Origin of the sequence: Pseudochrobactrum sp. AO18b (assembly GCF_000409565.1) — a bacterium.
Classification (GTDB): domain Bacteria; phylum Pseudomonadota; class Alphaproteobacteria; order Rhizobiales; family Rhizobiaceae; genus Pseudochrobactrum; species Pseudochrobactrum saccharolyticum.
Genome location: NZ_ANNO01000094.1, coordinates 1 through 14,305 on the forward strand (window position 1 = coordinate 1; position 14,305 = coordinate 14,305).

A 14,305-nucleotide genomic window follows, 5' to 3' on the forward strand; every position below is an offset into this window, starting at 1 on the left:
AAGCGGGGCGAATACAGAAGTTTTCATCAAGATATCTCCCAAATCATGAGCCAAAACCTGATCGCCTGTCAGTCACGGGGCGTTTTCTCAAAAAATAACCTTAGAAAACCGCATCACTCCTGACAGAAAACGAACAGTTTCATGACAAGGAACGCGGAACGCCCCTTTCTGGTTGCATCACGAAAACATAATTCAGGAAATAATTGAGAGCCTTACCGGCTGTGCCTTGCACGATATCAAGAGAGGCAAACAATATAGCGTTCGCGACATAATTTCATTTTATACCAATTCTAAGATTACAAAAAATTTGCGTCTGCACGCCATTTTTCGATACAAAATTACCATTTCGCGACAGGCATTTGGCCGCACTTCCCTAAGACCAAAGAATATGTCTCAATACCGATATCCTGATTGCGCCGTCTGTGTGGGACAGAAAACCGGCCTGTCAGAGATCAAACTATACAAAGCGGTTCAGACAAAACAGAGAGTGTTTTACGGGAAAAGCACCTTAAAGGATAAACCCGGCTCTTCTCTGGCCCGATCTGATCTGCACAAATTAATAATTGAGCATCTTGTTTTACGACATGACAGCTCTGAAAATGCGGGAACATGGCCATGAATGATAAAGCACGGCTTAAGCGGTCTATTGTCTTTTTTCTGGTGCCGAATTTTTCTATGATTGCTTTTGCCACGGCGATTGAGCCATTGCGCATTGCCAATCGTATGCTCGGTTTTGAAGCCTATCGCTGGCGGCTGGCCTCCGCAGACGGTAAGCCTGTCATGGCATCCAGCGATATTGAAATTGCTGCAAACACATCGCTGGATGATGAGCGCCGCAATCTTATCGGCGAGAACCGCCCCAGCATGGTATTTGTCTGTTCAGGCGTTCATGTCGAAAATTATCAGAATAAATCTGCATTAGCATGGCTCCGTGAATCCTATAATCGCGGCATTTCCGTCGGCGGATTGTGTACAGGTGCGCATATTCTGGCATCGGCCGGATTGCTCTCCGGCAAACGCTGCGCCATCCACTGGGAAAATCTGCCGGGCTTTTCTGAAACGTTCCCGAAGGCTGAGGTCTATGCGGATCTGTTTGAGATCGACAGCAATCTCTACACCTGCGCAGGCGGCACAGCGGCACTGGATATGATGCTGAAACTGATCGGCGATGATTTTGATGAAAATCTGGTCAACAGCATCTGCGAACAGGCACTGACTGATCGCGTACGCAAACCGCATGACCGCCAGCGCCTGCCACTGCGTGCCCGTCTCGGCGTACAGAATTCCAAGGTGCTCTCAATCATTGAGATGATGGAAGGCTGCCTCACAGAACCTCTGTCACTGCTGGATGTCGCCGGTAATGTCGGCCTGTCCCGTCGCCAGATTGAACGCCTGTTCCGTCAGGAAATGGGACGTTCCCCTGCCCGCTATTATCTGGAAATTCGTCTCGACCGCGCCCGCCATCTGCTGATCCAATCTTCTATGCCGGTGGTTGAGGTGGCTGTTGCCTGCGGCTTTGTCTCCGCCTCGCATTTCTCAAAATGCTATCGCGAACTTTACGGTCGTTCACCACAGCAGGAACGCGCCGACAGAAAACAGTTGATTGCTGCTTAAGAACACTGCAAAGGCCGGTAAAACCGGCCTTTTTATTTTGCGCTCAATCCATAAAAAATCACCGGCATCTCAAAGGAAATGCCGGTGATTTTGTCTTTGCAATGACTGAGAGTTTTAAGCTCTCAGGCGTTCATTTTCAGGATCAAACGGCGATTCCGGTACGATCGTCGCCTTGTAGTTTTTGCCGAGAATATTGATTTCCAGTTCCGTTCCGATTGCAGCATGTTCCGGCTTTACCATTGCCAGTGCAATGCTCTTATTGAGACGCCAAGCAAAGCCGCCATTGGTGGCACGACCAACCAGCTTGCCGTCTTTGTAAATCGCCTCGGAACCGCGGGCATCCGCATCCTCAACACCGTGAATTTCAAGCGTCACAAAATTCCAGCGCAGACCTTTTTCGCGGGCAGCCACAGCTGCATCACGGCCAATAAACTCGCCTTTATTCGGGTGAACAAAGCGATCCAGACCGGATTCAAAGGCATTATATTCCACCGACATTTCGCGTGGAATCAGACGATAGGATTTTTCAATACCCATTGACAGCATGGCGCGGATACCAAACGGCTTGATACCGAATTCAGCACCGGCTTCCATCACCAGATCATAGATCGTGTTTTGCTGTTCAATCGGATGATGCAGTTCCCAGCCCAGCTCGCCAACAAAGTTGACGCGCAATGCATGGGCGGTTGCAGTACCGACACTGATTTCCTTACCTGTCAGCCAAGGAAAATCCTCATTGGACAGGCTGGTGCGGGTCAGTTTCTGCAAGACTTTTCGGCTATTCGGCCCTGCAAGAACCAGCACACCATATTTCTGGGTGATCGGACGCAGAATAACCGAACCGTCTTTCGGCGCCAGCTTATAGAGATAATCATGATCGATATTCTCATAGGCACCGGCAGACACCAGATAGAAACTTCCTGGTTTCCACTCATAGACGGTGAATTCGCTCTGCACGCCACCCTGCGGTGTCAGCATATGGCTCAGTGCCACGCGGCCCTGTTTCTTCGGCACACGATTGGCAAGAATGCTTTCCAGCCACTGACGCGCACCGGAACCGGTCACTTCCATCTTGGCGAAAGGTGACATATCCAGCAGGCCGACATTATTGGTGACATTCTTCACCTCATTGCCGACATGTTCGAAATAATTCGAGCGGCGGAACGACCAGAGCTCCTGAATCTTGCCATTGGCATCCGGCTCCGGATGATTATGGTTCAGCAACACATCCGGTTTGTCCAGCGATGCAACATCAATGCCATAGCCCTCCGGTGCAAACCAGTTGGCACGCTCCCAGCCATAGACGGAACCGAACACACCGCCCAAAGCCTTTTGGCGGTCATAGGACGGCGAGCGCTTCAGCGGACGCGCAGCCGTGCGTTCCTCATCAGGATAATGCACGGTGAAAACATCGGCATAGGCTTCTTCCGCTTTTTCCTTGAGATAGCCTTCAGTCACATAAGGGCCGAAACGGCGCGGATCGACGCCCATCATATCAATGGATGGTTCACCCTCGACAATCCATTCGGCCAGCTGCCAGCCGGCACCACCCGCAGCAGTCACACCAAAGGAATGGCCTTCATTGAGCCAGAAATTCTGCAACCCCGGTGCAGGACCGATAATCGGATTACCATCCGGCGTATAGGCAATCGCACCATTATAAACTTTCTTGATCCCCACCTCGCCAAAGGCAGGAACACGCGCAATTGCGGTTTCAATATATGGCATCAGGCGTTCCAGATCTTCCTGAAACAGCTCATATTCGCTCTCGTCAGACGGGCCATCCTGATAGCAGACCGGCGCACCGATTTCATAAGGCCCGAGCAGAAGACCGCCATTTTCCTCACGCATATACCATGAGCTGTCACTCTCGCGCAGCACGCCCATTTCCGGCAAGCCTTTCGATTTGCGTTCCATGATTGCCGGATGCGGCTCGGTGACAATATATTGATGTTCAACCGGCACAACCGGTACGGTCAGGCCGACCATCTTGCCGGTTTTCGCAGCGAAACTGCCGGAAGCGGACACAACGTGATCAGCGGTAATGTCGCCCTTGTCAGTTTTCACCAGCCATTTGCCGTCCGGCAATTGTTCAATACCGGTCACGGTGGTGTAACGGTAAATCGTAGCGCCCATATCACGGGCACCTTTTGCCAGCGCCTGTGTGAGATCGGCAGGCTGGATATAACCGTCATCGGGATGCTGAATCGCACCGAGAATACCGTCCGTTTCCGCCAGCGGCCAGACTTCTTTGACCTGTTCCGGCGTCAGAATATTCACCGGCACGCCAATTGTCTTCGCCACACCGGCATAATACATATATTCGTCCCAGCGGTCTTTGGTGCGCGCTAAGCGAATATTGGTGCACTTACTGAAACCGACATTCAGACCGGTCTCTTTTTCCAGTTCCTGATAGAATTTGACGGAATATTTGTGAATCTGCCCGACCGAATAGCTCAGATTGAACAGAGGCAAAAGCCCCGCCGCATGCCATGTCGAGCCGGAGGTCAGTTCTTTGCGCTCGATCAGCACAGAATCTGCCCAGCCTTTCTTCGCCAGATGATAGAGCGTTGACACGCCTACCACACCGCCACCAATAACCACCGCACGGGCATGGGTCTTCATGAAACTTCATCCTCTGAACCGGCAATGCCGCGTCTTGTTCTGAAGCGGTCCGGCACTGCAACATTCTGATACAGCCTGTTATTTCAGCCCCTTTATCCGGTGCGGTCATAACGTGGCAGGGCGCAAATCTCCCGCCTTGAGACGCACCATTCTTCCGGTGTTTCAAAGCAGATTGCGCTTACTATGCTGTCAGTTCAGTGACTTGTAAGGTCTGTTTGCGACACGGCCGAAAAGCGCCGCGACGCGGCCTCTCCGCAGTGTAAATTCACCCGTACAGGCAATGTTAAAACAAGGATTGCTGCTTTAAGCATAAGAAAAAGCCGCAACGGTTGTGACCATTGCGGCTTTAAAAAAATCAGTCGCTTTGAAGCGGTTATTTATGCGTACCGCCGCCATTGAGAATTGTGATGGCCTCATTGCCCGTCAGCGCCTCGCGGTCGCCGTTCGGAAAGGTCACAAAACAGCCACTCGGGCAGATTGATACTGTTTCACCGGGCTGCACTGTCACCTGCTGCTTGGAAGAACCTTCCGTCACCACAAGCGTCTGTGCTGTGCTGTCGCTGTTCAGGACGGATGCTGCCAAAGCAGATGCTGATCCGGCCAGAATGCCTGCAATCATAACAAGGCTGCCAAATCCGGTTTTTTTCATATTCACCATAGCACTCCTCAAACTCTGAACTTCACTGCGGTTTCAATCTCTGTGTCAGTCACATTTTAGTCTGCACCGCATCATTTCATGGCCTTATTTATAATCATTGCCGATGAACCGCAACTGAATGAGAAGTTAATTAAAGCTTAATCCAGACAAGAATCGAACAACTTTCTGGCATTTCCTTCATGATCAGCTCTAAGCGACCTCTTCTGAATTTACATGCGGCTCAGGCAAAGGAATCGGAGACGGCAAAGGCATCACACTGATCCCTTCTGCTGCGAACCGCTCAACAATCGTGAATTGCAATTCATTACGCACACCGAGAGCGCTGGTAATATCGGCCAGAAAAATACGGATCTCGAAGCGCATCATCATATTGCTGCTGACCAGTTCGGTCATATTAATCAGAAACACCATCGGTTCCGGATTTTTCAGAACCAGCGGCGTTTCCTTGGCAATTTCAAACAGCATTGCCTGAATCCGGCGCACATCAGTACGATAACCGATCAGAAGCTGCATGTCGGAACGACCAAGTTTGTTACGATGTGTCCAGTTGCCGACATTGTCATTAATCAGCGTCGAGTTCGGCACGATAATCGTCTCGCGCTGGAAGGTTTCCACTTCCGTTGCACGCACGCTGATCTTTTTCACAAAACCGCTGACAGTGCCAGTCTGTACCCAGTCTCCGACCTTCAGCGGGCGCTCAGCCAGCAGGATCAGACCCGAAACAAAGTTCGAGACAATATTCTGCAAGCCGAAACCGATACCAAGCGAAAGACCACCGGCGACCAGTGCAAGGCTGGAGAGATTGATACCGGCAGCAGAAATACCAAGCAGCCCCGACAAAGCCAGACCGACATAGCCAACCACGGTTTTGATGGAATTGCGCACACCCGGATCAATACGTCCGCGTGCCATGACACTGCCGTCCAGCCAGTTCTGGAACAACCGCGTCAGGAAGTAGCCCATAATGAACAGCACAATACCGGTCAGAATGCTCAGCAGCGAAATCGAGAAATTACCGATCTGGAAACCGGTCATAATCCGCACGAAACTCGTGCTCATTTCCGACCACTGGAAGCCGAACTGCATCAGAACCAGCGGCACACCAATCAGCAGAACGATAAGATTAATGACAATACCCGCCAACAGCCCCAGCTGATCCAGCGTTGCTTCATTGGCATTAAACTTGTCCCGCAGTTTCCGTCCGAGACTGGTATTGGCAAAAGCTTTCTCATGGGTAATGGCGCGGGCTGTCAGAAAGCCGAGATACATGGTGACGATAAACGCACCTGTCACCACAATCTGCTGCGCCACAAAACGGGCAAGGCCGATATAACCAAAAATCGCGGCACAAATCGGCACAAGTCCCAGCACGATCAGAATGATCTTGGTGAGTTTCGGCCATTCGCGCAATTCACCGGTTCTCGGATTTTGAATCGGTTTCAGGAAGGCAATCGTCAGCAGCAGAGCACCGACCATTGCTGTGCCGATCACACTTTTCGCCACGGTCAGCGACAAGGGCGAGGACATCACGCCATTCAGAATTTCCAGAAAATATTCAATACTCTGCGTAATCGCAGCGGCTGTCAGCAACCAGATCAGGATTTGCGCGGGCTTCGGTGCAATCGGCAACAGACGCCAGTTCGGCATATCGGGACTAAGCACGCCCCGTGCCAGCCGGTAAATAAACAGCACCACACAGAAAAGAGAAAATAAGGCCGCCAGCAACTGCGCCACATCAGGCCGCAGCAGATCAAAACGCTGGAACAACACATAGACCAGCCCCAGAAACACGACAATCGCCACGGACGGAATGACTGTTGACCAGAAGGCAACGGACAAACGGCTGAGATAGCTCGGTCTGTCCTCCAGCGGATCGCGCTCATAAAGATCGGCGAGCCAGCGCCTTGCACTTAAGTGAATAAGCAATGCCGGAATAACGGAAATCGCCAAAACACCAAGCAATGTCCACAGGCGCGGATAGAGCGTGAAATCCCACCATGATTTCAGCAGATAATAAAATGTCTTGGTTTCATAACCGGCCGCATTGATAACCTCGGTCACCAGCGCCGTGTTAATATCAACGCGCTGAGACAGGGTCTGCGTAAACAGGTCACGGCGCATGGAGCCGATTTTCTCAATCAGCTGATTGGCCTGTACCGATGCATCTTCGGTAAAGCCGAGAACCGTATTGATCTCGGCCTTTTCTGCTGTCAGCCGCTCCCGCTCAGTCGCAACAATTTCGGATTCAGCAGGCTTACCTTCCGCAGGCGGAGGTCCCATCTGGTCAAGGCGTGAATTGATTTCGCTCAGACGCGGGCGAAATGCGAGACCGGCATCGAGAAGCTTTTTGGAAATTCCCTCAAGCTTGACCTTAATATTGGCCAGCGTTTCATCATTGCTTTTGGATTTATCGAGAGTTTTGCCGATTTCATCAATCTGGACGCGCAAGTCCTCGACAATCGTCTTTTGTTGCGCTGCCAGATTTTGCGACACGGATTGCGCCTGAGCCGTATCCCAGCCGTTTCCGGTCACGCTCCCTGCAGCAATGCCTGACATCAGCAATACAAAGCACAATAAAAACCTTAAGGAGATTGCTGATAGGAGTTTCAAAATCTGTCTCTCAATAAATTGCTGCGTCCGATTCATATTATTGACTTTTCCGGGGCTTTTTCAGAGCCGTCAATCCACAAATAACAGCATAGAAATAAATGGGCGCAAACGCTGCTTTCTTATGCACAATATAGGCGCAAATAAGATTAAGGCCACAGCTTCATGTCACAGAGAAATTGTTTATCTTCTCGTGCAGGTCGTCAGCAGACATAACTGTTTTTTGTCAGCAAAATGCAACAAAGCCGTGTCATGTCAGCTATTTTCCTTGTGATTAAGATGCTGAATGGTTAATGAGATGAAACAGTATTTTTGCATAAGCCGGAGACCTTCTGCAAATTTACGCAAGTCAGACATGATTTTCGCAAATCAGGACAAAAGCGAGCCGGAACAATTTTCAGATCCAGACTTTGCAGCGCGATAACGGGGAAAGCACGACAGGAACAGCACAGGCTGTCTCTTCGCACTGTGCTTTATTCTTTCGGCCTGCTGTGGTTTCTGTCCGGACTGCTGGCTCTGCAATCGGCATTAATTACTGCCGGTGATCAAAACTCAATCAGCTATCAGACCGCAGCACTGGTGCAGGATCGCCAAAGCGTTCAGACCACTGATCCGTCAGGGCGCGCACCGAACAGCACGCTAACAGCGCCGGTTCGGGCAATTCTTACCCCTGCGCTTTATTTCAGCAGCAAGGCTCTGCCTTTCAGTGCTGACGGCACTTTCATTCTGCCGGCATTATTTGCCCTTCTGGCAGCTTTCATTTCCGCATCCGTTCTGCGCATTCAGCATAACCCGCAGACAGATGCCCGCCGGAGCGCTATCCGCGCCCGCGCACCGCCTGCTTTCTTCCAAATTTAAATTCTGCTTTCCGGCAGTTCTTTTAAAATAAGCCCTATTGGACTTTATTTGTCTGACAGGTCTTATGATTTCCATCTGCATTACGGCACGGTCTGTCTGAATATAGCCATTCCTGCCGCAAACAATCGGACCGGATTACTCTCATGCGTACACCCAAATGGGCTGTATATCTTTACAGTCTCATCATTCTGGCGGGCATATTCATTGCCCTGCCGAACGTCTTTACCAAGCAACAGCTGGAAAATATGCCCGGCTGGTTCCCGAAAAATCAGGTCACACTCGGGCTTGATCTTCGCGGCGGTTCCTATCTCGTCCTTGAAGTGGATGCTGCCGGTCTGAAAAAAGACCGTCTGCGTACATTGCTGGATGATGCACGCAGCAAGCTGCGCTCAGAACGTATTCAGCCACAGTCCATTCGTGTGGCCGGCGATGCGGTTCTGGTCAATATTGCCGATACTGCGCAGCGTGACCGTGCGGTAACAGCACTGAAAACCCTGATTAATCCTGTATCGACCAGCGGTTTCGGCACACCGATCAATGATATTGATGTGACAACGCCAGGCGAACAGATCCGTCTGTCGCTGACTGAAGCCGGTTTCAACTACCGTCTCGACAGCGCCCTTACCCAGAGCCTTGAGATCATCCGTCAGCGTGTGGATCAGGTCGGTGTTTCCGAACCGTCCATTCAGCGCGTTGGCAGTGACCGTATCGTGGTTCAGTTGCCGGGCCTGCAGGATCCGACACAGCTGCGTCAGCTGCTGGGCTCAACGGCTAAAATGGCCTTCCATATGGTTGCGGATGCAGATCCGAACAGCCCGCCGCCTCCGGGCGTCACGATTATGGAAGATTCCAAAAATCCGGACATTAAATATCCGATCGAAGATCAGGTCGCACTCAGCGGTGAACGCCTGACCGATGCCCGCGCCGGTTTTGACCAGCGCTCAAACGAGCCGATTGTTTCGTTCCGCTTTGACAGTCAGGGTGCCCGTCAGTTTGCTGAAATCACCACAAAGAACGTGAACCGTCCTTTCGCTATCGTTCTTGATGACAAGGTTCTGTCTGCGCCGACAATCCGTGAGCCGATCACCGGCGGTTCCGGCCAGATCAGCGGTCAGTTCACTGTTGAAGATACCGTGGTTCTGTCCGCCCTGCTGCGTGCCGGTGCATTGCCTGCGCCGCTGACAGTTATTGAAGAACGTACCGTTGGTCCGGATCTCGGCGGCGATGCCATTAAAATGGGTGTCTATACCGGTATTCTCGGCTTTATTCTGGTCGCCGCATTCATCGTCATGCTCTACGGTTTCTGGGGTATGATCGCGAACTTCGCGCTGCTTCTGAATATTGTTCTGACCTTTGCGGCACTGACCCTGATCGGGGCAACGCTGACCCTGCCCGGTATTGCCGGTGTTATCCTCAGTATTGGTATTGCTGTGGATGCGAATATTCTTATTAACGAGCGTATTCGTGAAGAAACCAAAAAAGGCATGGGCGCTATGGCTGCGCTCGATAAAGGCTTCAACTCCGCCTATTCAACCATTGTTGACGCCAACGTCACCTCGGTGATTGCAACCGTTCTGCTGTTCATGTTCGGTACCGGCCCTGTTCGCGGCTTCGCTATCACCATGATGCTCGGTATTGCCATTTCCATGTTCACGGCTGTTTCGGTCGTTCGCATCATCATGGCATGGTCTGTCCGCCGCCGTAAGCTGAAGGTTCTGCAGATTGAACCTTGGGTTCGCGTTGCACCGGAAAACACCAATTACCAGTTCATGAAAGCCCGTTATTTCGGGATTCTGGTATCTGTGGTTCTGTCGGTTGCCTCGCTGTTCCTGTTCTTCAAACCTGGTCTGAATTACGGTCTCGACTTTACCGGCGGTATTCAGGTTGAAATCACCACATCCCAACCGGCTGATCTGGGACAATTGCGTTCCTCGCTCGGCGGACTTGGTCTGGGTGAAGTCGCATTGCAGAATGCCGGCAGCCCTGAAAATGTTCTGATCCGCGTTCAGCGTCAGGATGGCGGCGAAGAAGCACAGACCGTTGCGGTTAACAAGGTTCGCGAAGCTGTTCAGTCAATCGACAAGGATGTGAAGATCGAGCGTACAGAAGTCGTAGGACCAAAGGTCAGCGGCGAGCTTGCACGTTCCGGCTTTATCGCTCTGGTACTGGCTGCCGGTGCGATGCTGATCTATCTCTGGTGGCGGTTTGAATGGTATTTCGCGGTCGGCGCGATTGCCACGCTGGTATTGGATACCACCAAGCTGGTCGGTTTCTTCGTCATCACCCAGCTCGACTTCAACCTCACCGCGATTGCGGCCGTGCTGACACTGGTCGGTTACTCGGTCAATGATAAGGTGGTGGTCTATGACCGTATGCGTGAAAATATGCGTATGTATAAGGCCAAACCGCTGCGTGAAATCATTGATCTGAGTATCAATCAGGTTTTCGCCCGTTGTATCTACACCTCGCTTTGTACCTTCCTTGCTGTTCTTCCAATGGCAATCTGGGGCGGCAGCGCGGTTGAGAACTTCGCGATCCCGATGCTGTTCGGTGTATTCATTGCAACCACATCGTCGATCTTCATTGCAGCACCGATCCTGATGCTGCTCGGTACCTGGTGGGAGCGCACCCATAAGCGCGGCCTCGGCGAGACAGACGACACAGTGACTGCCAAGTAACAAAGACACGATTTTATCGCGCGGCATAGAGCATCGGACCGAAAAGTGTATTCGGTTTTCGGATTATTCCGATGCTCCATTCAAATATTAGAGCGTCCTTTGTGCGTCCAATTGGACGCACGGCGCTCTAAAGCCGCGCGATATCCCCTTCTCTGCTTTGCCCTTTTTCTGAACCTGCATAATTCCGCCGATATTGCAGTTGAGACAAACGGCAAAAGACGCTTATCGCAAGGCGATGAGATGCTGCGCATCACGCCTTGGAAAGTTCAATCGCCACTCGGGCTTAACCAAAGTCCACTGAGTTTCACTCAATGAACTTTGGTTTTATAAGGACAAGCCGCTATGCCTCACGACACTCCCCTGATCGCTACGATTGTTGTTGGTCTGTGTCTGGCCTTTCTGTTCGGGGCTATTGCCAATCGCCTTCGCATTTCTCCGCTGGTCGGCTATCTCCTTGCCGGTGTTCTCTGCGGCCCTTACACCCCGGGTTTTGTTGCCGATCAGGAACTGACACTGCAGCTTGCTGAAATCGGCGTCATCCTGTTGATGTTTGGTGTCGGCCTACATTTTTCCGTCAAGGAACTGCTGTCAGTCAAAGCCATCGCTGTTCCGGGAGCGCTGGCGCAGATTTTTGCCGCAACCGCTCTTGGCACCGGCCTCGGCCTGATTATCGGCTGGGATCTCACAGGCTCTGTGGTTTTTGGTCTGGCACTCTCCACTGCATCGACCGTTGTGCTGCTGCGCGCTATGCAGGAGCGTCGCCTGATGGAAACCGATCGTGGCCGCATTGCCGTCGGCTGGCTGATTGTTGAAGATCTGGTCATGGTGCTGACGCTTGTATTGATGCCAGCCATTGCCGGTTTGTTACATGGCAATTCCGGTACGGTTCCGTCAGACCCTATTGCTTCGTATCTGGGGCTTGGCATTACCGGCATCATTGTACTGACACTGATCAAAATCGCGGTCTTCATTGCACTAATGCTGATAGTCGGCAAAAGAGTTGTGCCATGGGTGCTTGAGGTGATTTCCGCCAGCGGCTCGCGTGAACTCTTCCGCCTCGGCGTGCTGGCCATTGCGCTTGGCGTGGCCTTTGGCGCTGCCAACCTGTTTGGCGTTTCACTGGCACTGGGTGCATTTTTTGCCGGTATGGTGATGAGTGAATCAGAACTCAGCCATCAGGCGGCCGAGGAATCCCTGCCGCTGCGTGATGCATTTGCGGTGCTGTTTTTTGTCTCGGTCGGCATGTTGTTCGATCCGATGGTGCTGATTAATAATCCTCTGTCCCTGCTGGCGACATTGCTGATTATCATGATCGGAAAATCCGCTGCCGCTTTTTTTATTGTGCGCGCGTTCAAACATCCGACAGGCACCGCGCTGACCATCTCCGCCAGCCTTGCGCAAATCGGTGAATTCTCATTCATTCTGGCCGGTCTTGGCGTATCGCTGAAAATCATGCCGCCGGAAGCACGCGATCTGGTGCTGGCCGGTGCTATTCTTTCCATTCTCTGTAATCCGCTGGTCTTTATCGGCTTTGAAAAACTGCGTCCGTTTATTGAAAGAAAGCCTGGAGCGAAACAATCCGCAGATGTCACAGATCTCGACGCTGATGACGAAAACAGCGCGGCAGATGCATTCAGCACCTATGCAACCACACAGACCGGCCACACGATCATTGCCGGTTATGGTGAGGTGGGCTCGCGTGTTGCAGCCAGACTGATTGAAGAAAAGCGCCCGCTCGTCGTGATTGAGAATGCCGAGAAACCAGCCACAGAATTACGTGAAACAGGTGTCGAAGTTATTCTCGGCAATGCCGCCGATGCCGATGCACTGGCCAGAGCCGGTCTTGCAAATGCTCAATGCCTGATCCTCGCTCTGCCTTATGCATTTGAGACAGCGCGTGTTATTGCGCAGGCCGGTCAGATCAATCCGTCCCTGCATATTATTGCCCGTGCTGAATCGGTCGTTGAGGCTGATTATCTGCGTGATCTCGGGATTGGTACGATTATTCTGGCAGAAGAAGAAATTGCCCGCGGCATTCTCGGAAAAATTTCCGAAACAAAGACAGATTATGTAAAAAACTTGACAGAAACTTCACCTGAAGAACCCTTAAGTTCCATAAATTAATGATTAAGACATAAAAATCGTTAAAAGTGACGAAGTATAAAAACTGACAACATGTGAATACCTGTTACAAATGAGTGATGTGGAATCAATCAGCAGACATCCGCCCTTAAAAGACGGAATTCCGGTGATGACTTGTGTGACCACACCAACAACAAAAGGGTGTCATCTGATAGATGAAATGGAAAGATTACATCTGGCCGACAATCGGCATCGGCGCGGTTATTGTATCCGTATGGCTTCTGTATAATGAACTGCGCAGCATTTCTCTTGAGGATGTAATTGACAGTCTCGCGGCGATTACCCTGAAACAATGGCTGCTGAGTGCTTCCTGTGCATTGCTTTCCTATATGGCGCTGGCCGGTTACGACCGCATCGCGCTCAAGCATCTGCACAAAAAAATCTCATGGCTGTTTATCAGCCTGTGCTCTTTCACCGCTTATGCCCTGTCCCATAATATCGGTGCTTCGGTTATTTCCGGTGCGGTTGTCCGCTACCGTGCCTATTCTTCCAAAGGCCTTTCCGGTGCAGAAGTGGCCGTTCTGGTCGGTTTCTGCTCTTTCACCTTTGCGCTCGGCACGCTGATCCTCAGTGCTATTGTTCTGCTCGTTGAGCCGGAGCTGCTTCAGCGCTTTAACAATGATATTCCTGAAAGCCTCGCAATAGCTGCTGGTGTCGTCATTCTCGTATTGGTTGCGCTTTATGTATTTGGCAGCTTCATGCAATTGCGGCCTTTGCGCATCGGCTCAAAATTCCAGCTATCCTATCCGCGCCTGTCCGTTGTGTCATGGCAGTTGCTGATCGGCCCGCTGGAACTGATCGGCGCCGCTGGCATCATCTATTTCGCTCTGCCTGAAGTGAACCATCCGGGCTTCCTAATTGTGCTGGGTATTTTCCTGATCTCATTCTCGGCAGCTCTGATTTCCAATGCACCGGGCGGTCTCGGCGTTCTCGAATTCCTGTTCATCACCGGCCTGCCAAATCTCAATCCGGCCGATGTGCTGGCGGCGCTGATTGTATTCCGCCTGCTCTATCTGCTGATACCGTTCGGTATCTCTCTGATTGTCGTGCTGATTTTTGAGAAGAGTGAGTTCTCCAAAAAGCGCAAACTTGATATCAAGTCTTGAAAACAAAAAAACCCCCC

Annotated in this window: 8 protein-coding genes; 5 read left to right on the forward strand and 3 right to left on the reverse strand. The window is 51.5% G+C overall.

The genetic code is table 11. The features are described 5' to 3' along the window. Positions 1 to 615 precede the first annotated feature (615 nt). The gene (locus A918_RS0104240) at positions 616 to 1,614 is read left to right on the forward strand and encodes a GlxA family transcriptional regulator (protein WP_022709850.1); all 999 of its coding nucleotides are present in this window, start codon (positions 616 to 618) and stop codon (positions 1,612 to 1,614) included. 114 nt (positions 1,615 to 1,728) lie between these two features. On the opposite strand, the gene A918_RS0104245 is transcribed toward A918_RS0104240, so the two are convergent. The 3 genes from A918_RS0104245 to A918_RS19405 form a co-directional block, all read right to left on the reverse strand. Next, positions 1,729 to 4,239 carry an FAD-dependent oxidoreductase gene (locus A918_RS0104245; protein WP_022709851.1) on the reverse strand — a complete coding sequence of 837 codons (2,511 nt, stop codon included), beginning with the start codon at positions 4,237 to 4,239 and terminating at the stop codon, positions 1,729 to 1,731. Between the two features lie 373 nt (positions 4,240 to 4,612). After that, positions 4,613 to 4,897 (reverse strand): hypothetical protein, encoded by a 285-nt coding sequence (locus A918_RS0104255; protein ID WP_022709852.1) that lies wholly within the window; start codon positions 4,895 to 4,897, stop codon positions 4,613 to 4,615. A 189-nt stretch (positions 4,898 to 5,086) separates the two neighbouring features. After that, positions 5,087 to 7,429: a mechanosensitive ion channel domain-containing protein gene (locus A918_RS19405; RefSeq protein WP_198013271.1), complete on the reverse strand. Its 2,343-nt coding sequence runs from the start codon at positions 7,427 to 7,429 to the stop codon at positions 5,087 to 5,089. Positions 7,430 to 7,972: 543 nt separating this feature from the next. Between A918_RS19405 and A918_RS0104265 the strand changes: the two genes are divergently transcribed. The 4 genes from A918_RS0104265 (at position 7,973) to A918_RS0104280 (ending at position 14,288) form a co-directional block, all read left to right on the forward strand. Next, entirely contained in the window at positions 7,973 to 8,362 is a 390-nt protein-coding gene (locus A918_RS0104265) for a hypothetical protein (protein WP_022709854.1), read from the forward strand. A gap of 143 nt (positions 8,363 to 8,505) precedes the next feature. After that, the gene (gene secD, locus A918_RS19410) at positions 8,506 to 11,040 is read left to right on the forward strand and encodes a protein translocase subunit SecD (RefSeq protein WP_022709855.1); all 2,535 of its coding nucleotides are present in this window, start codon (positions 8,506 to 8,508) and stop codon (positions 11,038 to 11,040) included. Between the two features lie 342 nt (positions 11,041 to 11,382). Beyond that, the gene (gene ybaL, locus A918_RS0104275; protein ID WP_022709856.1) at positions 11,383 to 13,164 is read left to right on the forward strand and encodes a YbaL family putative K(+) efflux transporter; all 1,782 of its coding nucleotides are present in this window, start codon (positions 11,383 to 11,385) and stop codon (positions 13,162 to 13,164) included. Between the two features lie 173 nt (positions 13,165 to 13,337). After that, a complete protein-coding gene (locus A918_RS0104280) occupies positions 13,338 to 14,288 on the forward strand; it encodes a YbhN family protein (RefSeq protein ID WP_022709857.1) in 951 nt (316 codons plus the stop codon). Positions 14,289 to 14,305: the final 17 nt, after the last annotated feature.